Below are 21748 nucleotides of genomic sequence, written 5' to 3' on the forward strand. Positions count from 1 at the left end.
GCGAACGCGGGCGTAGCCCGGGTGAAGCGGGTCACGACCATCGAAGGAGTCTGACGTGTACGACATGCCTACCGAAATCGACGTTCAGGCGGACGGTGCCCTGCGCATCATCACGCTCAACCGGCCGGATTCGCTCAACTCCGTCAACGACAACCTGCATGTCGGGCTCGCGCGGCTGTGGCAGCGACTGACCGACGACGCGGGCGCCCGCGCCGCGGTGATCACCGGCGCCGGCAGGGCATTCTCGGCCGGTGGCGATTTCACGTATCTGGAAGAGCTGGCCAACGACGCCGAGCTGCGCGCCAAAACGATCCGGGATGGCCGCGAGATCGTGCTGGGCATGGCGCGGTGCCGAATTCCGGTGGTAGCGGCCGTCAACGGGCCCGCCGTCGGGCTGGGCTGCAGCCTGGTCGCGCTCAGCGACATCGTCTACATCGCCGAGGCCGCCTATCTGGCCGACCCGCACGTGCAGGTGGGCCTCGTGGCCGCCGACGGCGGCCCGCTGACCTGGCCGCTGCACATCAGCCTGCTGCTGGCCAAGGAATTCGCCCTCACCGGAACCCGTATCGGCGCGCAGCGCGCGGTCGAGCTCGGGCTGGCCAACCACGTGGTCGACGACCCGCTCGCGGAGGCGATCGCCACCGCCAAAAAGATTCTGGAACTGCCGCAGCAGGCGGTGGAGAGCACCAAGCGGGTGCTCAACATCCACCTGGAGCGCGCCGTGCTCGCCAGCCTGGACTATGCGCTCTCGGCCGAGAGCCAGTCGTTCCTCACCGAGGACTTCCGGGCCAACGTCGCAAAATTCAACGCGGCCAAGAAGAATTGAGGTTCTGGCCGCGCGACGACCTCAGGAATCGTATCGGCGCAGGAATTCACGCATCACCGCATCGAACTTGCCCGGCTCCTCGATGAACGGCATGTGAGCGCTGGACTCGAACAACTCGAACCGCGAACCCGCGATGCGCCGGTGCATTTCCCACATGTGTTCGGGAACGCATTCGTCGTACTTGCCGGCGAGAACCAGTGTCGGCGCGGTGATTTCGTGGAGTCGGTCGACCACGTCCCAGTCCCGGATGGTCCCGACGATGTGAAAGTCGCTGGGACCGAACATGGTCTCGAAGATTTCGGCGCCCATGTTGCGGAACGCATCCTCGAGCTCCCGCGGCCAGGGACGCACCCGACAGAGGTAGGTTTCGTTCCAGGTGCGGATGGCCGCCTGGTAGTCGGGGGAGTACGTCGTGCCGGCGGCCTCATGGTGGTCGATGGCGGCCTGGGTTGCCGGATCCAGCTCGGATTTCAAGCGCGCCACCATCTTCGTGAACTCCGGGATGGACGCGATGCTGTTGGAAATGGTCAGGCTCGCCACCCCGGCGGGTACTGCCTCGAGCATGTACTGCTGGGCCAACATCGCGCCCCAGGAGTTGCCGAACAGATGGAAATGGTCCAGGCCGAGGGCCCGCACCACGGCGTCCACCTCGGAGACCGAGCGATCCATCGTCCAAAGCTTGCGATTAGGAGGGCATTTGGATTTCCCACAGCCAAGCTGGTCCCAGAAGATGAGCTCTCGTTCGGTGGCCAGCCGCTCCAGCGACCGCAAGTAGTCGTGCGGCAACCCCGGCCCGCCGTGAATGACGAGCAGCGGAAGGCCCGGCCCGCCGCCGGTCCGTTTAAACCACACGTTGCCGCCCGGGACGGCGACCATTCCCTGAGTCATGTACCCACCATCGCAAATCGACACCCATTGCGCAGTCCCGCCGCAGTCCTGGCAGGATGCGCAATGGAGCGGTGCGCTAAACGCCCGCTCGACGATCCGTCCCACCACCGTCGTCGTGGGAGCCACCGCAGCTGCGGCCTGACCGGGAGGAACCGCAATGACCAGTGTCGACAATCCAATTCCCTCGCAAGATCTTTCGGGGATTGTCGGACACCGCTTCATCTACACCTACGCCAACGGCTGGCAATACGAGATGTATGTCAAGAACGCCACCACCATCGACTACCGGATCCACTCCGGGCATGTGGGAGGCCGCTGGGTCAAAGGTCAGGAGGTCCACCTCGTCCAACTCGACGATGACAGTTTCAAACTGTCGTGGTCCGAACCCACCGGCACATGCGTGGTCGTCAATGTCCTGCCCGCCAAACGCTGTCTGCACGGGGTCATCTTCTTTCCGCAGTGGATCCGGCTGCACGGTGAGCGCACGGTCTGCTTTCAGAACGAACACCTGGACGAGATGCGGGCCTACCGGGATCAAGGCCCGACCTACCCGATCTATGAGGTCCCGGAATTCGCCTACATCACCCTGTTCGAATACGTGGGTGCCGACGACGAGAGCGTCATCGACACCGGCCCCGAGCAGCTGCCCCCGGGATGGTCGGACCGCACCGACTGACCGACGGGGGACCAGCGGGCGCCTGTTGCGACTCGCACTCTCGCAATGCGAGAATATGATTCTCGCATTGCGACTGGGGCGTCTCGCGCCCCTGCCCGCTGGTTGAACTGGAGAAAGACCTGTGCCTGAAGCCGTCATCGTGTCCGCCCTGCGCACCCCCATCGGCACCGCCCGCAAGGGCACGCTGCGCGATACCAGCGCGTTCGACCTGGCCCACCACGTCGTCAGCGAAGCCGCCAAGGATCTGGACCCGACGCAGGTCGATGACGTGATCCTGGGCGAGGGCCTCTACGGCGGCGGTGTGCTCGCCCGCCACGCCGCCGTCACCGCCGGCCTGACCCAGGTTCCCGGACTGGCCAACAACCGGCACTGCGCGGCCGGTCAGGCGGCCGTGCAGACCGCGGCCGCGAGCGTGGGCGCGGGAATGGACCAACTCGTCATCGCCGGGGGCGTGAACTCGGCGTCGACGTCACCGCGGTCGCGGATGCAGGTCGACGGCGAGTGGGTCGACTGGTTCCCGCCGACCCACCCGGACCGGCCCGACGCTCCCAACATGGACATGTCGATCACCGTGGGCTGGAACGCCGCGGTCAAGGCCGGCGTCAGTCGCGAGGAGATGGACGCCTGGGCGCTACGGTCCCACCGCAACGCCATCGCCGCCATCGACGAAGGCCGCTTCAAAGAGGAGATCGTGCCGATCGACACCCCGCACGGGTTGTTCGCTGTCGACGAGCACCCGCGCCGGGACACCAGCATGGAAAAGCTGGGCGCGCTCAAGCCGCTGCACCCAGAGATCGAAGGCTTCTCGATCACCGCCGGCAATGCCTGCGGCGCCAACGATGGTGCCGCGGTGCTGACGATCGCCGGCGACGGGCTCGGATTGCCCGCGCTGGCCACCATCCGGTCCTGGGCGTCCGTCGGCGTCGACCCGGCGATCACCGGCCTGGCGCCGGTGGAAGCGATACCGAAAGCCCTTAAGCGAGGCGGACTCTCGATTGCCGACGTAGATCTTTTCGAGATCAACGAAGCCTTCGCCGCGATGTGCGTGGCCACCGTCAAGCTGCTCGAGCTCGACCCCGACCAGGTCAACGTCAGCGGCAGCGGCTGCTCGCTGGGTCACCCCGTCGCGGCCACCGGCGCGCGGATGCTGGTCACCCTGGTGCACGAACTGCGCCGCCGCGGCGGCGGCATCGGCGTCGCGGCGATGTGTGCGGGCGGCGGGATGGGCTCGGCGACGGTGATCGAGGTCGCGGCTCCATAATGCGTACATGATCATCGCCGATCTGATTGCCCGCGCGCGCAACGGATCTCCGCGCGCGGCCGGTCGGCTGCTCAGCCTCGTCGAGGGCGACCAGCGCGACGAGGTCCTGGCGAATATCGGTCCCGCCCCGGGCGGCATGGGGCCGGTCGTCGGCATCACCGGCCCGCCGGGGGCGGGAAAGTCGACGACGGTCGCCGCGCTGGTCGGCGCCTACCGCAAGCGCGGATCCCGGGTGGCGGTGTTGGCGGTGGACCCGTCGTCCCCGTTCAGCGGGGGTGCGCTGTTGGGCGATCGAATTCGAATGGCCGCCCACATCAACGACTCCGATGTCCTGATTCGTTCGGTGGCCACCCGCGGGCATCTCGGGGGCCTGGCCGCCGCGGTTCCGGCGGCCATCCGGTTGTTGGGGGCGATCGGCTACGACGTGGTGCTGCTGGAGACGGTGGGGGTGGGCCAGTCCGAGATCGAGATTGCCGCCGTCGCCGACCCGACGGTCGTCATCCTCAATCCCGGTGCGGGCGACGCGGTTCAGGCGGCCAAGGCCGGCGTGCTGGAAGTGGCCGACATCGTGGCGGTCAACAAGGCGGACCGCGACGGTGCCGAGCAGACGGTTCGGGATCTGCGGGCCGAAACCGCGGCCCCGATCGTGTCCCTGGTCGCCGCCCGGGGCGAGGGCATCGAGGACCTGATGGCCGCCATCGAGGACCATCGCCGCACCGACAGTCGTGCCCGCCGACTGGCCCGGGCGCGGGCGCAGATCTTGTCCCTCGCGCAGACCAGGCTGCGGAATCAGCCGGATCTCGACCGGCTCGCCGAGGCGGTCGTCGACGGCCATCAGGACCCCTACTCGGCCGCCGATCAGCTAATCTCACCCCCCGCGCCGCCGAGCGACTGACGGCCCGCTTGTCCCCCAATCGGGGGAACAGGCGTTCATCACATTTGCGGTCCGATCGGCGGAGTTGCCACTCGCGCAATCGCCCTACGTTGAGTTCGTGTTCAACGCGGCGGCCACCTCGGCCAGCGAGTTAGGAGATTCGGCATGACTCACACCCCCCAGCTTTCGGCAGCGCTCGACCCTGATGACCACCTGGAGCTGTATCGCCGAATGTGGGTTCTGCGGCTGCTCGACATGGCCATGGATGAGCTGCGTGTCGACGGCCTGATCGACGACGCCACGCGAACCGAATTCGGGCAGGAGGCGGTGGCGGTCGGCGCGGTTGCGGCCCTGCGGCCGGGCGACCGCGTCAACGCCGCCACCCCGCAATTCCGGCACGCCCAGCAGGTCGGCCTCGCCCTGCCGCTGGGCCCGGCCATCGCCGACATCATCGGCCCGCGCCGCGCCGGCGCCGGGGCCGCGGACTGGAAACGGTCGCTGGCCAATGAAAGCGCTCTGGGTCAATCGACCATGTTTGCGCTGGGCGACGCCAACACGCAGCTACTGGCCGGCGAGGGCAACGTCGCCTTGTGTGTCATCGGCGGTCGCGACGCCCACTCCGTCGAGTTCACCACGGCCGCAAAGATTGCCGTGCAGTGGCGGCTGCCGGTGGTGTTCGTCGTGGAGAACATCCGCGGCGGGACGAACGCGCGTCGCCGCGCGTACGAATTCGACGCGATGCCCATGCTGTCGGTGGATGGCAGGGACGTGGTGGCGGTGGCCGCCTCGGTCACCGAAGCGGTGCACCGGGCGAGCGCCGGTGACGGCCCCACCCTCGTCGAGGCGATCACGTATCACACGAATCACCCCATCGCCGTCGACCCGCTGGTCTTCGCACGCCGCCAGCTGATCGCCGCCGGCGGCACTAGCGATCACCTCTGCGAGGTGGAACGCGGGGCGCGCCACCTGATCGCCGAGGCCATGGCTTCGGCCAAAGCGGTGGCGCGGGCGCAGCAGATCACGTCCGCGCCAAAGCCAAAGCCCTGGTCGGCCGCTAGCTGAGCAGACCTTGCCGCATTGCTTCGGCGACGGCGGCCGCGCGATCGCTGACGCCGAGCTTCTCGTAGAGGCGTTGCACATGCGTTTTGACCGTCGACGGGGCCACGAAGAGCTCACCGGCGATCGCGGGGATGCTTTGGCCGCGGGCGATCCTGTTGAGCACCTCACGTTCGCGCGCGCTGAGCACGGGTGCCGTCGGCTCCGCGCGCTGCCGGATCTCTGCGGCAAGACCGCCGACGAGCGCCGGCGCCACCACGTCGCGGCCCTGCGCGCAGTCGAGCACCGCCTTGACGATCTCGCTGCGCGTCGAGTCCTTGAGCACAAACCCGGCGGCGCCCTGCTGCAGCGCCTGGTACACAATCGCCGACTCGTCGTGCGCCGAGATCAGCAACACCCGGGTGGGCAAGCCCTGCTTTCGCACCGCGGCCGCCACCTGGGCGCCGTCCAAGCCGGGCATCCGGTAGTCGAGCAACGCGACGTCGGGCACGTGCGATTGGATCAATTCCAATGCGGCAGAGCCGTCTTCCGCTTCACCGACGACGTTCACCGAACCGCTCGACGAGAGCGCGCGCACCACGCCCTCGCGAAAAAGCGGGTGATCGTCGCCGACAACCACCCGCACCGTCTCCGGGGTAGCCGCGCCGACCATGGCGACGAGTGTAGCGGTCTTCCGAGCAGCGGCCTTCGCGTTCTCCGGGCGCCACGATGAGCCATTTCCCCGTTTGCTTCGGGGGCGCGGACGCCGATGAGTACGGTGATCGGGTGGCGGTAGCCGGCGACGCAGAGCTGGAACGGGTGCGCACGGTTCACCAGTTGCGCTCGTACCGCATCGGCTCGGTGCTGCGCATCGGTGTGGTCGGCCTGATGGTCGCAGCCATGATCATCGGCACCAGCCGATCGGAGTGGCCGCAGGAAAGCGTGCTCATCGCGCTGTACGCACTCGTCGCGCTCTGCGCGTTCGGGTTGGCTTTCGCTCCTTTCCGGCGCTGGATCGGGATGGGCCGACTGGTCGCGATCGGCCGGCTGGAGCCGTTTGCGTTCACCGTCATCGACATCGTCGCGCTGACCGTCTTTCAGCTGCTGTCCACCAACGGGATCTATCCGCTGCTGATCATGGCGATGTTGCCGGTCCTGCTGGGGCTCGACGTCTCCTCGCGCCGGGCGGCGGTGGTGCTGATCTTCTCCATGCTGGGGTTCGCCATTGCCGTGCTGCAAGATCCGGTGATGTCGAGCGCGGTTAAGTTGGCGGAGGCGGGTTTTCGGTTCCTGCTCTATGCATTCCTGTGTTGCGCGGCCTTTTTGGTGGTGCGCATCGAGGAGCGCCATACCCGCTCGGTGGCCGGACTGAGCGCGTTGCGGGAGGAGCTGCTGGCCCAGACGATGAACGCCTCGGACGAGGCGGCGCGCCGGATCTCGGAATTCATTCACGACGGACCGCTGCAAGACATTCTGGCGGTGCGCCAAGAGCTCGTGGAGTTGGATGCGGCGTTCGGGGGCGACGAGCGCGTCGGCCGCGCGCTGAGGGGCTTGCAGCTGGCCTCGGAACGGCTGCGGCAGGCCACTTTCGAGCTGCACCCCGCGGTGCTCGAACAGGTCGGGCTCGGGGCCGCGGTGCGGCAGCTCGCGGACTTCACCGCGCAGCGTTGCGGCATCGAGATCACCACCGATATCGAATACGCGGCGCGCAGCGACATCGACCCCATCGTGTTCGGTGTGGTGCGTGAGCTGCTGTCCAACGTCGTCCAGCATGCTCGGGCCCGTCACGCGACGGTCATGCTCGGAATCACCGACCAGACCTGTGTGCTGCATGTGGTCGACGACGGCGTGGGGTTCAGCCAGGAGACGATGGCGCGCCGCATGAGCGAGGGACACATCGGGCTGGCGTCGCACCGCGCCCGAGTGGAAGCCGCCGGCGGAGCCCTGACGTTCCTCGATGCCCCGGTGGGCACCCATGTCTGCGTCGAAATGCCGTTGCGGAATTGACGGTTCCCGGGCCGCGGGGGGACGCGTCGGCAGTCGCAGCAGTCACGTGGGCATCAGTTTCGCTGGCATGAAGTGACTTTGAAGTGCGCTGGCACCGGCGCTAGCACACATGAGACCCGCCACCGAGGGTCCCGCTCAGCCGTGGTCGCTGACCAGAAGGCGGTAGCCGGCATCGAGCTGGCGTTGGTCAAGCAGCCGCGAGTGCCGCTGCCGCCATCGTCCGGTGCGCAGGTCGGCGGCGAGGCGGGCCAGGCCCTCGGTCAGCGAGCCCTGGTCCGCGTACGCCAGCATCGAGATGCCGGCGCGGACAGTGGGATCAAGATAGGCCTCGGGTCGGCGCCAGAAGGCCGCCCCGAATCCGTCGGTGCAGTCGTGCGGGACTGGCACGGTCTGCACCTGCGCACCCCCCAGCAGCTCCACGAGTTCCGCGATCGGGACATAGAGCTCGTGGTTGATCCGAGCGGCCTCAGGCAGATAGTCGCGCACCAACCAGAAGCTCTGAAACACCGCTTGATCCCAGGTCAGCACCACGATGCGACGGCGCGCGACACGACGTAACTCCGCGACCCCGGCGGCGACATCGCTCCAGTGATGCACGGTCAGCAGGGCCATCGCGGCGTCAACGCAGTTGTCGCGCAGGGGCAAAGCCTCCGCCAACGCCTGCACGCAGGGGGCGGAGCCCGGTGGACGCTGAGCGATCATCACCATGCTGGGCTCCACCGCGGCCACCGTTTGGACGGGTTCATACGATCCCGTGCCGGCCCCGACGTTGACGACGGTGCCCATCGTGGCGAGCGCGGCGTTCACCTGCGAACCGATCCGCGGGTCGGGTCGACGAGTGCTGCGATAGGTGGCACCGATCCGGTCGTAGGCGACCATCGATATCCACCCTACTTCAGGTCGACCGACTTCCCGGTGGCGGCGGCATGACCCGCGCGATAGCCGAAAACCATTGCCGGGCCGAGCGTTCCACCGGCACCACCGTAGGCCCTCCCGGTCACTCCGCCCATCGCGTTGCCCGCGGCGAACAGGCCCGGTATCGGCTCGCCGCCGACGTGCAGGACGCGGGCATCGTGATCGGTGCGCGGGCCGCCCTTGGTGCCCATCGCACCGATGCTCACCGGCACCGCGTAGAAGGGCGCGGTGTCGATGGGGCCCAGCGTCTTGCCGGCCGGTGTGGTCGCGCTGTCGTCGCCCCAGTAGCCGTCGTAGGCGCTCGAGCCGCGACCGAAGTCGGGGTCTGCGCCGGCGGCCACATGACGGTTCCAGCTCTCGACGGTGCGGGTCAGACCGGCGGCGTCGATGCCGGTCTTGGCGGCCAACTCGGCGAGGTCCGCGGACTCGCAGAACCAGTCCGGGACGGGTTGCCCCGGTTCGATACCGAGAAACCCGTAGCGCTGCAGGTGAATCGAATCGAACACCATCCATCCGCGGTCGTTGACGTAGCCGCCGCGAGGGTCCAGGTAATGGAAGGCGCCGGCCATCGAGTTGTAATCGCACGCCTCGTTGACGAAGCGCCGGCCGGCCGAGTTGACGATGATGCTGCGCGGCCGCGTCCTTTCCAGTCGCACGCTGCGGCTGCGTGGCTTGCCCTCGATGGTGTCGCCCGGGATTTGCACGATGGGCACCCACCACGCTTCACCCATGTTGGCCAGGTCGGCCCCCTGCTCCATCGCCATGCGCAAGCCGTCGCCGGTGTTGTTGGGCGGAGAGACGGCGCCGTGCATGGGGCCACGCAGAAACGCTTGTGTCAGGGCCGGATCCCACTCGAAGCCGCCGGTGCCCAGGATGACGCCGTGGCGGGCGCCAACGCTGATCGTTCGATCCGGCAGGGCCACGCGCACCCCGGTGACCTCTCCGTCGTCGGCGATGAGGCCCTCGGCGCGGGCATTGGTGCGTGGGGTCACTCCCACGTCCAGCAAACCCTTGAGCAGTCCCGCGATCAGCGCGGTGCCGGCCACGCACAGATGGCTGGTTCGCTCGTCGATCGCCGCGTGCAGGCGCGCCCTGGTCTCGGCATCGAATCCGACGTTGGACCAGTCGGCCGGGAAAGATGTGATGCGCGTTGCCCATTCGCCCAGTTGCGCCAGATCGAACGGGGCCGCACTCAGCGACCTGCCGCCGCTCGGTTGCCCGCCCGGCAGCTCGGGACGATAGTCGGGAAAGCCGGTGGCGATCTCGAACTGAAGACCGCTGTGCGCCTCGATGAAATCGAGCATCGCCGGGCCGGTGCGCACGAACGTTTCCACCAACTCGTCGTCCATCGAACCGAGCGACTGCGCGCGCAGGTATCGCAACGCGTCCGCCGGGGTCAATTCGCCGTCGGGAGAACGATTGTGGGCGGGGATCCACACGATGCCACCCGAGACGGCCGTGGTCCCGCCGACGGTCGAGGCCTTTTCGTAAACCTCCACCGAGGCACCCGCGACGGCTGCGGTCAGCGCGGCGGTGAGGCCGGCGCCGCCGCTGCCGAGCACGACGACGTCGACTTCGTGGTCCCATGACATGGACTGCTATCCCTTCAGCTCAGTAGCTCCGACAACTGCTTGGCGGCCTTCACGACCGCGTCCTTCCCGCGCATCACCACGTCTTCTCGGTGGGAGATGAGGTTGATGCACGTCGGTGGCGAAGGTGCCGGGCGGCGCACCCCCACGGCCAGGCCGTAGGTGTTCGGTTCGATCTCGCCGTAGGTGGTCACCCAACCGCGTTCGCGCGCTTGGGTTACCAGCTCTCGTTCGCCCGGACGCGGCGGCATGCATGCGAGCAGCGCGATGCCGGCCGCGCCGCGGTCCAACGGATAGCGGCTGCCTTCGTGAAAGGACAGCTGGTAGGCGACGTGGCTGGGCACGATGACGGCGATCGCCACCTGCTGGTCGCCTTCGGCGATGAGCAGCGACACGGTCGTGCCGAGCTCGTCGGCCAACGCGCGCAGCGTCGGCAGGCTCACTTGGCGCACGTTGCGGTCGAAGGAAGCGCCGAGCACGGCCAGCCCCGCCGCCGGACGGTAGCGCCCGTCCTCGCCCTTGGCCACCAGTCGGAACTCGGCCAGTGTCGACAGCAACCGGTAGGCGATGGTGCGGTGCACCCCCACCTGGTCGGCGAGCTGCTGCACCGTCAGCCCGCTGGGCGAGTCCGCCACCATCTGCAGGGCCGTCAGACCCCTGGCCAGGGTCTGGGAACCGGTACCCGCCCCCGTCACAGCCTTGACAGACCTTCCCGCGAGAGCGAAGCTCTATATATAACGCACATTAGTGTGCGATATTAGCACACAACGTACGCCGAAAACGAGAACGAGATTTCCCCGATCTGGAGGCCGGAGCGCACCGTGGCGGAGTTCGAGAGCATCTGGAGCGATCTGCAGGGCGTCGCGTTTGAGCAGGGCTACCTCGACGCCGGCGGGGTGCGGACCCGCTACCTGCGTGCCGGTGATCCCGCAAAGCCGGTGCTGGTCCTGTTGCACGGATCCGGCGGACATGCCGAGGCCTACGTGCGCAATCTGGGCGCGCACGCCGAGCATTTCTGGACCTGGTCGATCGACATGCTCGGTCACGGGTACACCGGCAAGCCGGGCCACCCGCTCGAAGTCGCCCACTACGTCGAGCACCTGATGGCGGTGCTGCGCACCATCGGTGTCGACCGCGCCTATCTCAGCGGTGAATCGCTGGGCGGCTGGGTGGCCGCGCGCGCCGCTATCGATCACCCGGACGTGGTCGAGCGGCTGGTGCTCAACACCGCCGGCGGCTCCCAGGCCGACCCCGCGGTGATGCAGCGGATCATCACGCTGTCCATGGCAGCCGCCGAGGACCCGACCTGGGAAACCGTGCAGGCACGCATCAAATGGCTGATGGCCGACAAGTCCAGGGACTACGACGATTTGGTCGCCAGCCGCCAGCGCGTGTATCGCCAACCGGGATTCGTCTCGGCGATGAGCGACATCATGGCTTTGCAGGACCCCGAGATTCGGGCGCGCAACATCCTGGGACCGGACGAATACGGGTCGATCATCGCCCCGACGCTGGTGCTGTGGACCAGCGACGACCCGACCGCCGACGTGACCGAGGGGCGGCGCATGGCGTCGATGATCCCGGGCGCCCGCTTCGAGGTGATGCCCGGTTGTGGCCACTGGCCGCAGTACGAGGACGCCAAGACCTTCAATCGCCTGCATCTCGACTTTCTGCTGGGCCGGTGATGGTCACACCGGACCGGGCGTTACCTGACCTCGACACCGATGTCCTCGTCGTCGGCGCGGGTCCGGTCGGCTTGACCCTGGCCAACATCCTTGGCCTGCAAGGCATCCGCACGGTGGTAGTCGACGAGCGGGACACCCTCATCGACTACCCGCGCGGCGTGGGTCTGGATGACGAGGCGTTGCGCACCTTCCAGTCGATCGGGCTCGCCGACCGGGTACTGCCGCACACGGTGCCCAATCAGATTTTGCGCTTCGTCGACGCCAGGCGCCGGGTGCTCGCCGAAATGGCCCCGCCGGACGCACGTTTCGGCTGGCCGAAACGAAATGGCTTCGTGCAACCCCTCGTCGACGCCGAATTGCTGGCCGGCTTGGAGCGATTCGAGCACGTCGAGGTGCGCTGGCGGCGCCCGATGACGACCTGCCGGGAAGACGCCGACGGGGTGACCGTCGAACTCGGCGGCGGCGACGGCGACGCCGCCCGCCTGCGGGCACGCTATGTGGTCGGGTGCGACGGCGGCCGCAGCATGACCCGCCGGGTGATGGGGGTGTCGTTCGATGGAACGACGTCGTCGACGCGCTGGCTGGTGGTCGACATCGCCAACGACCCGCTCGGGCACCCGAACAGCGAGGTCGGCGCCGACCCCGAACGCCCGTACGCCTCGATCTCGATCGCCCACGGAATTCGGCGCTTCGAGTTCATGATTCATGGCGACGAGACCGACGAACAGGCCGAGGACCCGGCGTTCCTGACCCAGATGCTGGCGCGGATGGTGCCCCATCCCGACCGGGTCGACGTGATTAGGCGCCGGGTGTACACCCACCACTCGCGGATCGCCGGCGCGTTCCGCCAGGGCCGGCTGCTGCTGGCCGGCGATGCCGCCCACCTGATGCCCGTCTGGCAGGGGCAGGGGTACAACAGCGGGATCCGGGACGCGGCGAACCTGGGTTGGAAGCTCGCCGCGGTGGTCAGCGGACGGGCCGACGAGAAGCTGTTGGACACCTACGACGTGGAACGCCGCAAGCACGCCCGCGCGATGATCGACCTGTCCACCATGGTGGGCCGGGTGATCTCGCCGACCAACCGCCGGGTGGCGAACGCGCGAGATCTCCTGATCCGGTCGGCGTCAATCGTGCCGTCGCTCAAGCGATATGTGCTGGAAATGCGGTTCAAGCCGATGCCGCGCTACGAGCACGGGGCCGTCGTGCACGCCGCGCCCGGCCGGGCCGATTCGCCGGTGGGAACGCTGTTCATCCAACCCCGCGTCGACACCCGCGATCGGCAGAACGTGCTGCTCGACGACGTGCTCGGCTCCTGGTTCGCCGTGCTGTGCTGGAACAACCACCCCCGCAAAATCCTGGGCGATGTCGCGTTCGCGAACTGGAAAGCGTTGGGCGCGCGCTTCTTTGCGCTCCGCCCGGCGACCCAGCTGCACTGGGCAGGCCACGATGACCCCGACGTCGTCATCGTGGGCGATCGGCATGGTGGCCTCAAGTCCTGGTTCGACACGCATTCCGAGTCGGTGTTGTTCCTGCGCCCCGACCGGTGCATCGCGGGCGCCTGCATCGCCCAGCGCGCGCCGGACTTGAGCGCCGCGCTGATCGATGCGCTCACGCTCAGGCCGCGAGGAGGTGATTTGCAAAGTGGCACTGGCTCTGTGCTGTATGTCGCACAGCCCTCTCCTGAATCTTCCGGGGCCGTCGCGGGACCTGCTTGATGATATCGAGGGTGCCATCGCCGAGGCGCGGCGATTCGTCGAAGAGTTCGACCCCGAACTGGTGGTCAGCTTTTCGCCGGATCACTACAACGGCTTTTTCTACAAGGTGATGCCGCCCTTCTGCATCGGCACCAGCGCCTCTGGAGTGGGGGACTACGGCACCCACGCCGGCCCGCTCGACGTGCCGGAAACGCTTGCGGCCGACTGCGCCAAGGCGGTCCTCGATGCGGGCGTCGACGTCGCGGTGTCGACCAGCATGGACGTCGACCATGGGACGGTCCAGCCGCTGGAAAAGCTGTTCGGCGACGCCACCTCGCGTCCCGTGATACCGATCTTCGTCAACGCCATCGGAGTGCCGCTGGGCCCGCTGCACCGCTGCCGCGCACTCGGTGCCGCCGTCGGCAGTTATGTGGGCACGCTGGACAAGCGAGTGCTGATCCTGGGATCCGGTGGGCTTTCCCACAGCCCGCCGGTGCCGACCCTGGCCACCGCGCCCGCGCCCGTGCTGGAGCGGATCGTGCACGGCCAGCCGATGACGTCCGAGCAACGCCAGGCCCGCCAAGCCGCCGTCATCGACGCGGCCAAAAGCTTCGCCGCCGGCGAGAGCGACCTGCAGGCACTCAATCCGGCGTGGGACCACCAGTTCCTGGACATCATCGACGGGGGGCGGCTGAGCGAATTGGATGGCTGGTCGAACTCGTTCGTCGCCCATGAGGGCGGCAGCTCCGCGCAGGAAATCCGCACGTGGGTGGCGGCTTTCGGAGCGCTGGAAGCGGCGGGCCCCTACGACATCACCGGGCGCTTCTACAAGCCCGCGCCCGAACTGATCGCCGGTTTCGCCATCAGAACGGCACTTCCGAAATGACGGCCGCTCTGGACGGTTTCGATCACGTCGTCGACGTGCTCATCGTCGGTTCGGGCGGCGGGGGCATGACGGCCGCATTGACGGCCGAGGCCGCCGGCCTTGACGCGTTGGTCATCGAAAAGTCGTCTTGCTTCGGGGGTTCCACCGCCCTGTCCGGCGGCGGCATCTGGGTGCCCGGCGCGCCGGCGCAGCGCCGCGAGGGCTATGCGCCCTCGCCCGAGGCGGTCGTGGAATACCTCAAACGGATCACCGACGGCCTGGTCAGTGAGGCACGGCTACGGCAGTACGTCGAGACCGCACCACAGATGCTGCAGTTCTTGGAGCAACGGTCCGGATGGTTCGAATTCGTCTGGAAGCCCGGATATGCCGACTACTACCCGGAGTTGCCCGGCGGCTCCGCGCTGGGCAGCACCATCAACGTCCCGCCCATCGACTTGCGGAAGCTGGGCGCCGACGAGCGCAAGCTGCTGCAGCCTCTGACGCTGGCCCCGAAGGGAATCTGGCTGGGGCCCAAGGAACTCCGCACGTTCTATCGGATCAGGCAGTCATGGGCCGGCAAGGGTGTGCTGCTCAAACTGATTGCGCGGATGGTCCGGGCCCGGGTGTTCGGCGAGCGGATGGCCGCCATCGGACAGTCGCTGGCGGCCCGGCTCCGACTGGCGCTGCGGGAGCGCGGCATCCCGTTGTGGCTGGACTCGCCGATGGTGCAACTGCTCACCGATGCCGACGGGGCGGTCACCGGGGCGGTGGTGGAACGCGAGGGCACGTCCCAGCGGATCGGCTCTCGCCTGGGCGTCATCCTGGCGTCCGGCGGATTCGACCACGACCTGGCATGGCGCAAGGAACTTCTGCCCGAGGTGGACCAGGACTGGAGCTTCGGCAACCCCGCCGCCATGGGAGACGGCATCCGCGCCGGTCAACAAGTCGGCGCCGCAACGGATTTGCTGGACGAGGCCTGGTGGTTCCCGGCGATCCAATGGCCGGACGGCCGCATGCAGTTCATGCTCAACGAGCGCATGATGCCGGCGCAGTTCATCGTCAACGGTGCGGGCAAACGCTTCATCAACGAGGCGGCTCCCTACATGGACTTCGGCCACGCCATGATCGAGGGCCAGCGGTCCGGCGTCACCCACATCCCGTGCTGGCTGATCACCGACCACCGATCGTTCAACCGCTACGTCGTCGGTGGACACCTACCCATACCGAAAATTCCGGGGGCACCGGTGCCCACCGGCCGCAAGGTCCCGCCGGCCTGGCTGGAATCCGGTGTGGTCAAGGCGGCCATGACGTGGGACGAGATGGCGGCCAAGATCGGCGTGCCCGCGGACCAGCTGGCCGAAACCGCCCGCCGCTTCAACGAACTCGCCCACACGGGGCATGACGACGATTTCAACCGCGGCGACAGCGTGTACGACAACTACTACGGCGACCACACCCTGCCCAACCCTAACCTGTATCCCCTCGGTGATCCGCCGTACTACGCCTTTCGGATCGTGCTCGGCGACCTGGGCACCTCGGGCGGCCTCCTGACCGACGAGCACGCCCGCGTGCTGCGGGCCGACGGCACCGCGGTGCCCGGACTCTACGCGGTGGGCAACACCTCCGCGCCGGTGATGGGCCGCAGTTACGCCGGCGCCGGGGCAACCATCGGCCCAGCCATGACCTTCGGCTATGTCGCGGCGAAACACGTTGCGTCGCAAGCAGCTAACCGAGCCGCTAATACTCATAGGAGGTAACGATGAAAATATCGCTGTTCTACGAATTCGCCCTGCCGCGACCCTGGGCGCCCGACGACGAACACGTCCTGCTGCAGGACTGTCTCAACGAGGTCGAGGCCGCCGACAAAGCGGGCTTCTCCACCGTGTGGCTGACCGAGCATCACTTCCTCGAGGAGTACTGCCACTCGACGGCGCCGGAGATCTTCCTGGCCGCGGCCAGCCAGCGGACCAAGAACATCCGGCTGGGGTTCGGCATCATGCACCTGCCGCCGGTGGTCAATCACCCCGCCCGGGTGGCCGAGCGCATCGCCACCCTCGACCTGTTGTCCAACGGCCGCGTCGAATTCGGCACCGGGGAGTCGTCGTCGGTCGGTGAACTCGGCGGATTCAACATCGACCCCGCGGACAAGCGAGCCCAGTGGGAAGAGGCTCTCGAGGTCTCGATCCGTTGCATGATCGAAGAGCCGTTCACCGGCTTCAACGGTGAACACATCCAGATGCCGGCGCGCAACGTCGTTCCCAAGCCGCTGCAACAACCGCACCCGCCGGTGTGGGTCGCCTGCACGCGGCCGGCCAGCGTGCAGATGGCGGCCCAAAAGGCGATCGGCGCCTTGAGTTTCGCCTACACCGGTCCCGGTCCGCTGACCGAGCGGGTGAACGGCTATTACAAGGAGTTCGAGGAGAACGGCGTGCCGGTGACTCCCCGCATCAACCCGAACATCCTGGCCATCGGCGGCGACCTGTCGATGATGGTGGCCAAGACCGACGAGCAGGCCCTGCAGCGGCTCGGCCAGGGCGGCGGGTTCTTCTCGTTCGGAATCATGCACTACTACATGACGGGGGTGCACACGCCGGGCCGGACCGGGGTGTGGCAGCGCTATCTCGAAGAGGTGGAGAAAGATCCGACGCTGGCCTACGGCCCCGGCCGGGGTGCGATCGGATCTCCGGCCACGGTGCGCGAGTTCCTGCGCGGTTACGAAGAAAGCGGCGTCGACGAGATCATCCTGCTGCTCAACCCGCGCAGCCATGAGGGCACCATGGAATCGATCGAGCTGATGGGCTCCGAGGTGCTGCCCGAGTTCATCGAGCGTGACGCGAAGGCGGTGGCGGAAAAGGCGAAGCGGCTGGAGCCGGTCATCGAGAAGGTGGAGGCGCGCCGGCCGAAATCGACCGCACCGCAGTTCGACGAGGATTACTCGTTTGGTGGACTCCCGACCGGCCGCGGCGGTAAGTTCACCGCGAGCGAGATCCCCGAAGCCATGGCGGAGATCAACGAAGGCCGGGTTCAGGCGGCGCAGCGCGCCAAGGAACAGCAGAAGTAGTGCCGGGCAGCATCTGAGTCGGGAGAATTTCGAGGCCAGCCTTGGGAGCAATCGACGAGCTCTGGCGCTACGACGGTCGCCGTGCGGTGGTCACCGGATGTGCCTCCGGCATCGGCGAACACGTGGTGCGCCAGCTCGGCGAGCTGGGGGCCGAGGTGATCGGCCTGGACAAGCGACGGCCGGACTTCGCGATCGACGAGTTTCATGAGGTCGACTTGGCCGATCGAACATCGATCGAGTCGGCGGTGGCCGCCGTCACCGGTCCGGTCGACGCGCTGTTCAACGTCGCCGGCGTGTCGTCGGGCATCGGCGACCCGCTGCTCGTGCTGACCGTCAACTTCCTGGGGACGCGCCACCTCACCGAGGCGCTGATACCGACGATGGCCGCCGGGTCGGCCATCGTGAGCGTGTCGTCGCTCGCGGCGGCCGCCTACCGGGAGCGTCTGCGGGAGGTGGCGCCGCTGTTGCGTACGACGACGATGCAGCAGGGTGTCGACTGGTGCCGTGAACATCCCGACGCGCTGGGCACCGGGTATCAGTTGTCCAAGGAAGCGATCATCCTGTACACCATGCGCAGTGCGACGCCGCTGGGCGCGCGTGGAATCCGTATCAACTGCACCGGGCCGGGCGTGACCGAGACGCCGATCCTGGACCAGCTGCGCACCGTCTACGGACAGGGCTTTCTCGACGACATCCCCAAGCCGCTCGGTCGTGTCTGTGAACCCGCCGAGCAGGCCTCGGCTCTGCTGTTCCTGAATAGCAATGCGGCGAGCTATATTTCGGGCCAGGTGTTGTGGGTCGACGGCGGAAACGTGGGCGCCGCGATCGCGGGCGAACTCGAGGAAGGACGTGCTCCGTGGCCAGTGTGACCGACTTTCGCCGGGCCGCTCGTGACGTCAGTAACTGGGGGCGCTGGGGTGATGACGACGAGCTCGGCACGCTGAACTTCATCACCTCCGAAAAGGTCGCGCAGGCCGCGAGTTTGGTCCGGCACGGGAAGGTGTTTCCGCTCGGAGTGGACTTCGGGTCGTCGGGACCACAGGGGGCCTTCGGTTTTCGGCACAATCCCATCCACGTGATGACGGTGGACGGCGGTGACGCCGGCACGCTCGCTCGATACGGCCCCGATTGGGACCGCAATCCGACGGCGGCGCAGATGGGTCCCTACTTCGTCGACAATCTGTTCAGGTTCAACGACGACATGATCATCATGCCGTTGCAGGCGGCCACCCAGTGGGACGCGTTGTCGCACGTCTATTACGACGACACGCTCTACAACGGGATCCCCGCGGGCTCGGTGACCAGCCTCGGGGCCCGTCACCTCGGCATCGAAAAGGTCGACGGCAAGGGCATCACCTCGCGCGGTGTGCTGCTGGACCTGGTGCGCCATCGCGGCGCCGAGGTCTTCCTGGAGCACGGAAGACCCATCACGCCAGAGGAATTGGACGACGTCGTCCGCTCCCAGGGCGTGGCGATCGGACGCGGTGACATCCTGCTCATTCGGACGGGATGGTGGACGAGGTTCCTCCAGACGGGCAACAAGACCGAACCGTATTCCGGCCTGGACTGGCGATGCGCCCAGTGGCTGCACGATCACGAGATCGCCGCGGTCGCCTCCGACAACCTCCAGGTCGAAGACCCGGTGTCCGGGGTCGAGGGCGTGTTCTTGCCCTTCCACCTGCTGACGCTGCGCGACATGGGCCTGATGCTCGGGGAGTACTGGGACCTCACGGCGCTGGCCGCCGACTGCGCCGCCGACGGTGTGTACGAGTTTCAGCTCATCGCGCCGCCCCTGAGATTCGTTGGGGCAGTGGGCTCACCGGTGAATCCGATCGCGATCAAGTGATGCAGCGCAAATCGTTATCGGTCGACGGGCTGACCACCAGTTATCTGGAGGCCGGCGAAGGCGACCCGGTGGTGCTGCTGCATGGTGGCGAGTTCGGTGCCGGCGCCGAACTCGGCTGGGAACACAACATCGCCGCGCTGTCCGCGCGACATCGGGTCCTGGCGCCCGACCAGCTGGGGTTCGGGCAGTCCGCGAAGGTCATCGATTTCGTCGACGGCCGCGGCATGCGGATCCGGCATGTGGCACGGTTTTGCGAACTGCTCGGTGTCGATTCGGCACACTTCGTCGGCAATTCGATGGGCGCCATCAATCTGCTCACCGATGCCACGTCGGACACCCCGCTGCTGCCCATCCGCAGCCTGGCCGTCATCTGTGGCGGCGGTGAAATCCAGCAGAACGCGCATTTCGAGGCGCTGCAGAACTATGACGCGACGCTGCCCGCGATGCGCCGCATCGTCGAGGCGTTGTTCTTCGACCCGCGGTATCCCGCTGACGACGAGTACGTGCGGCGCCGTTACGAGTCGAGCACCGCGCCGGGGGCGTGGGAAGCCATCGCCGCGGCCAGGTTCCGTCGCCCCGGCGCCACGCCGTCCGCGACGCCATCGAGCGCTCGCGCCTACGAACGCATCGACGTACCAACGCTTGTCGTGGAAGGGGGAGGCGACAAGCTCCTTCCGGGCGGTTGGGCCGCCGAGATCGCCAAGCAGATCGACGGCGCCCGCTCGGTGGTCGTCGACAACGCCGGACACTGCCCCCAGATCGAGCAGGCCTCGGTGATCAACCAGTTGCTGCTGGATTTCCTGGGCGCGGTCTGACCGTCAGAAGACGTAGTCCAGGCGGGTCATCATTCCGGCGACCTGGTGATAGGTGTTGTGGCAATGCATCATCCAGGTTCCGGGATTATCGGCGACGAGCACCGCGACGAGCTTCTGCTTGGGCAGCACCATGACGGTGTCCTTGCGGGCGCCCGGGCTTCCGTCGGCCTTGATCACCTGAAACGTGTGTCCGTGCAGGTGGATCGGGTGATACATCATCGTCGGGTTGTCGAACGTGATGGCCGGCCGTTGGCCCTGTTGCACGTGCAGCGGATTCGTCTTGCTGTAGGGCTGCCCGTTGATCGTCCAGTTGTATTGCATCATGTTGCCGCCCAGGACCACCGGGAGGGTGTGGCCGGGGTCCGGGCGGCCCAAGTTGGCCGGCGTTGTGGCGGTGAACATCTCGACGGTGCCGACCCGTTTGGTGAGTTCCCCCGGCTGGAACTGGGGATCGGGTGCGCTGCCGGCGCCGGTGGAGAGCAGCGCGCGGGCCAGGCCGTTCTTGCCTTCGGCGACCGCGACCAACGGGAAGACGCCGTCCGCGGCGGTCACGGTGACGTCGTAGCGTTCGGCCATGCCGATAAGCAGGGCGTCGACTTGGGCGGGCACCACGGCGTAGCCGTCGGTGTGCGTCACCGTCATCGCGTGACCGGCCAGCGCCACCCGGAACGTGGTGTCGGAGGCGGTGTTGATGAAGCGAATGCGAATGCGTTGACCGGGCTTGGCGCTAAACGTCATGGGCGAGGCCGGGATTCGCCCGTTGGCCAGATAGTAAGGGTAGGCGATATCCCCTGCGTCACCCCCGAGGAGGTCGCTGGTGCCGATGCCCGCCGCCGGGGGTGCGGGCGCTGCGCTCGTCGACGTTGTCGGGCTGGTTGATGTCGTCTCCGGCGTCGAGGTGGGACTTGTCTCCGTCGTCGTGGTTGGCGGCGTGGTCGTTTCGGGCGCGTTCTGCGGAGGTTTGTTCGGGTTGCTCAGTTCGCTGTAGAGCTGCTGCGGACTCTTTCCGGCGCCGTCGGTCCAGTCATCGAGCACGACGATCCACTCGGCGTCGTAGTTGCCCTCCGTCGGATCGTCGACGATGACGGGCAGATACAGACCGGTGTCCTCGTCCAGGCCGGTGTGTGGATGTGCCCAGTAAGTCCCCGAATTCGGCACCGAGAACCGGTAGGTGAAGTCTTGGCCGGCCGCGATGTTGGGGGTGGCCGGCTCGGCGCCGTCCATGTCGTTGCGCAGCGCGATGCCGTGCCAATGCACCGACGTCGGATGGTCGAGGCGGTTCGACACCGACACGACGACCTCGTCGCCGATGCGGGCGCGGATCACCGGGCCCGGGATGCTGTTGCCGAAGGCGAGCGTGCGGACGACCGGTCCCCCCAGGTCGACCTGGACCGCCTGGGCTGTCAACTTGGCGGTGACGGTGCGGCCGCTATGTGGCCGCGCCGCCTCGGTTTCGGCGATGGCCGCGGACATCCGGGCATTGCCCGACGGCTCGGGCTTGGATTGACTGCACGCCGTGAGCGCCAACCCGCCGGCGATGCCGGCGGCCATGAAGCCGCGCCTGGTGAGCCGAGTTCTGTCGAAGGGCGGGCCGCTGGTGGGTTGCACGGGCAATCGGTGCTCCTCGTCTTTGGCTCGCCCCAACGTTCTCGTGCTTGGATGCTAGGCGCAGCGCCGCCACCAGCGCTAGACCTTTCGCTTATCGCGCCTG

General features: G+C 67.5%; 20 protein-coding genes. 14 read left to right on the forward strand and 6 right to left on the reverse strand.

Annotation, left to right across the window (positions count from 1 at the left end; translation table 11 throughout):
- Nucleotides 1-55 precede the first annotated feature (55 nt).
- On the forward strand, nucleotides 56-826 hold the full coding sequence (locus AC5Y5B_RS16615; protein ID WP_112631118.1) for an enoyl-CoA hydratase/isomerase family protein: 771 nt from the start codon (nucleotides 56-58) through the stop codon (nucleotides 824-826).
- Between the two features lie 21 nt (nucleotides 827-847).
- Here the strand turns inward: AC5Y5B_RS16615 and AC5Y5B_RS16620 are convergent, their stop codons facing one another.
- The gene (locus tag AC5Y5B_RS16620) at nucleotides 848-1702 is read right to left on the reverse strand and encodes a proline iminopeptidase-family hydrolase (protein ID WP_112631116.1); all 855 of its coding nucleotides are present in this window, start codon (nucleotides 1700-1702) and stop codon (nucleotides 848-850) included.
- Nucleotides 1703-1871: 169 nt separating this feature from the next.
- Between AC5Y5B_RS16620 and AC5Y5B_RS16625 the strand changes: the two genes are divergently transcribed.
- From AC5Y5B_RS16625 to AC5Y5B_RS16640, 4 genes are all read left to right on the forward strand, one after another.
- Complete coding sequence (locus tag AC5Y5B_RS16625; RefSeq protein WP_112631115.1) at nucleotides 1872-2390, forward strand: phenolic acid decarboxylase; 519 nt, start codon at nucleotides 1872-1874, stop codon at nucleotides 2388-2390.
- A gap of 121 nt (nucleotides 2391-2511) precedes the next feature.
- On the forward strand, nucleotides 2512-3651 hold the full coding sequence (locus AC5Y5B_RS16630) for a thiolase family protein (protein ID WP_112631113.1): 1140 nt from the start codon (nucleotides 2512-2514) through the stop codon (nucleotides 3649-3651).
- A 7-nt stretch (nucleotides 3652-3658) separates the two neighbouring features.
- The gene (gene meaB, locus AC5Y5B_RS16635; RefSeq protein ID WP_112631111.1) at nucleotides 3659-4546 is read left to right on the forward strand and encodes a methylmalonyl Co-A mutase-associated GTPase MeaB; all 888 of its coding nucleotides are present in this window, start codon (nucleotides 3659-3661) and stop codon (nucleotides 4544-4546) included.
- A gap of 144 nt (nucleotides 4547-4690) precedes the next feature.
- The gene (locus AC5Y5B_RS16640) at nucleotides 4691-5587 is read left to right on the forward strand and encodes a thiamine pyrophosphate-dependent enzyme (RefSeq protein WP_205869002.1); all 897 of its coding nucleotides are present in this window, start codon (nucleotides 4691-4693) and stop codon (nucleotides 5585-5587) included.
- Here AC5Y5B_RS16640 and AC5Y5B_RS16645 read toward each other — a convergent pair.
- Nucleotides 5580-6233, reverse strand: coding sequence for a response regulator (locus tag AC5Y5B_RS16645; RefSeq protein ID WP_112631107.1), 654 nt, complete (start codon nucleotides 6231-6233; stop codon nucleotides 5580-5582). The genes AC5Y5B_RS16640 and AC5Y5B_RS16645 overlap by 8 nt on opposite strands.
- Nucleotides 6234-6346: 113 nt before the next feature.
- On the opposite strand from AC5Y5B_RS16645, the gene AC5Y5B_RS16650 reads away from it, so the two are divergent.
- Complete coding sequence (locus AC5Y5B_RS16650; RefSeq protein ID WP_112631240.1) at nucleotides 6347-7567, forward strand: sensor histidine kinase; 1221 nt, start codon at nucleotides 6347-6349, stop codon at nucleotides 7565-7567.
- Between the two features lie 135 nt (nucleotides 7568-7702).
- On the opposite strand, the gene AC5Y5B_RS16655 is transcribed toward AC5Y5B_RS16650, so the two are convergent.
- From AC5Y5B_RS16655 to AC5Y5B_RS16665, 3 genes are read right to left on the reverse strand one after another with little or no spacing between them, the layout of a single operon-like run.
- Nucleotides 7703-8446, reverse strand: coding sequence for a class I SAM-dependent methyltransferase (locus AC5Y5B_RS16655; protein WP_112631105.1), 744 nt, complete (start codon nucleotides 8444-8446; stop codon nucleotides 7703-7705).
- A gap of 11 nt (nucleotides 8447-8457) precedes the next feature.
- A complete protein-coding gene (locus tag AC5Y5B_RS16660) occupies nucleotides 8458-10074 on the reverse strand; it encodes an FAD-dependent oxidoreductase (protein ID WP_112631103.1) in 1617 nt (538 codons plus the stop codon).
- Nucleotides 10075-10088: 14 nt separating this feature from the next.
- On the reverse strand, nucleotides 10089-10766 hold the full coding sequence (locus AC5Y5B_RS16665) for an IclR family transcriptional regulator (protein WP_112631101.1): 678 nt from the start codon (nucleotides 10764-10766) through the stop codon (nucleotides 10089-10091).
- A gap of 126 nt (nucleotides 10767-10892) precedes the next feature.
- Between AC5Y5B_RS16665 and AC5Y5B_RS16670 the strand changes: the two genes are divergently transcribed.
- Genes AC5Y5B_RS16670 through AC5Y5B_RS16705 form a run of 8 tightly spaced genes read left to right on the forward strand, consistent with a single transcriptional unit; the run spans nucleotide 10893 to nucleotide 20037 of the window.
- Nucleotides 10893-11756, forward strand: a complete 864-nt coding sequence (locus AC5Y5B_RS16670) for an alpha/beta fold hydrolase (protein ID WP_112631099.1) — start codon at nucleotides 10893-10895, stop codon at nucleotides 11754-11756.
- Nucleotides 11756-13471: a bifunctional 3-(3-hydroxy-phenyl)propionate/3-hydroxycinnamic acid hydroxylase gene (locus AC5Y5B_RS16675; protein ID WP_112631097.1), complete on the forward strand. Its 1716-nt coding sequence runs from the start codon at nucleotides 11756-11758 to the stop codon at nucleotides 13469-13471. Before AC5Y5B_RS16670 ends, AC5Y5B_RS16675 begins: the two co-directional genes overlap by 1 nt.
- Nucleotides 13419-14336: a 3-carboxyethylcatechol 2,3-dioxygenase gene (locus AC5Y5B_RS16680; RefSeq protein WP_240631643.1), complete on the forward strand. Its 918-nt coding sequence runs from the start codon at nucleotides 13419-13421 to the stop codon at nucleotides 14334-14336. Before AC5Y5B_RS16675 ends, AC5Y5B_RS16680 begins: the two co-directional genes overlap by 53 nt.
- A gap of 8 nt (nucleotides 14337-14344) precedes the next feature.
- Nucleotides 14345-16072 carry an FAD-binding protein gene (locus tag AC5Y5B_RS16685; RefSeq protein ID WP_112631238.1) on the forward strand — a complete coding sequence of 576 codons (1728 nt, stop codon included), beginning with the start codon at nucleotides 14345-14347 and terminating at the stop codon, nucleotides 16070-16072.
- 2 nt (nucleotides 16073-16074) lie between these two features.
- On the forward strand, nucleotides 16075-17376 hold the full coding sequence (locus AC5Y5B_RS16690; RefSeq protein WP_112631093.1) for an LLM class flavin-dependent oxidoreductase: 1302 nt from the start codon (nucleotides 16075-16077) through the stop codon (nucleotides 17374-17376).
- Nucleotides 17377-17417: 41 nt separating this feature from the next.
- Nucleotides 17418-18245 carry a coniferyl-alcohol dehydrogenase gene (locus AC5Y5B_RS16695; RefSeq protein ID WP_500005980.1) on the forward strand — a complete coding sequence of 276 codons (828 nt, stop codon included), beginning with the start codon at nucleotides 17418-17420 and terminating at the stop codon, nucleotides 18243-18245.
- Nucleotides 18233-19222, forward strand: a complete 990-nt coding sequence (locus AC5Y5B_RS16700) for a cyclase family protein (protein ID WP_112631089.1) — start codon at nucleotides 18233-18235, stop codon at nucleotides 19220-19222. The genes AC5Y5B_RS16695 and AC5Y5B_RS16700 overlap by 13 nt, the downstream gene beginning before the upstream one ends.
- Nucleotides 19222-20037, forward strand: a complete 816-nt coding sequence (locus tag AC5Y5B_RS16705) for an alpha/beta fold hydrolase (RefSeq protein WP_112631087.1) — start codon at nucleotides 19222-19224, stop codon at nucleotides 20035-20037. Before AC5Y5B_RS16700 ends, AC5Y5B_RS16705 begins: the two co-directional genes overlap by 1 nt.
- A gap of 3 nt (nucleotides 20038-20040) precedes the next feature.
- Here the strand turns inward: AC5Y5B_RS16705 and AC5Y5B_RS16710 are convergent, their stop codons facing one another.
- On the reverse strand, nucleotides 20041-21651 hold the full coding sequence (locus tag AC5Y5B_RS16710) for a multicopper oxidase family protein (protein WP_500005981.1): 1611 nt from the start codon (nucleotides 21649-21651) through the stop codon (nucleotides 20041-20043).
- Between the last annotated feature and the right edge of the window lie 97 nt (nucleotides 21652-21748).

Source organism: Mycobacterium sp. NGS33 (assembly GCF_059812885.1).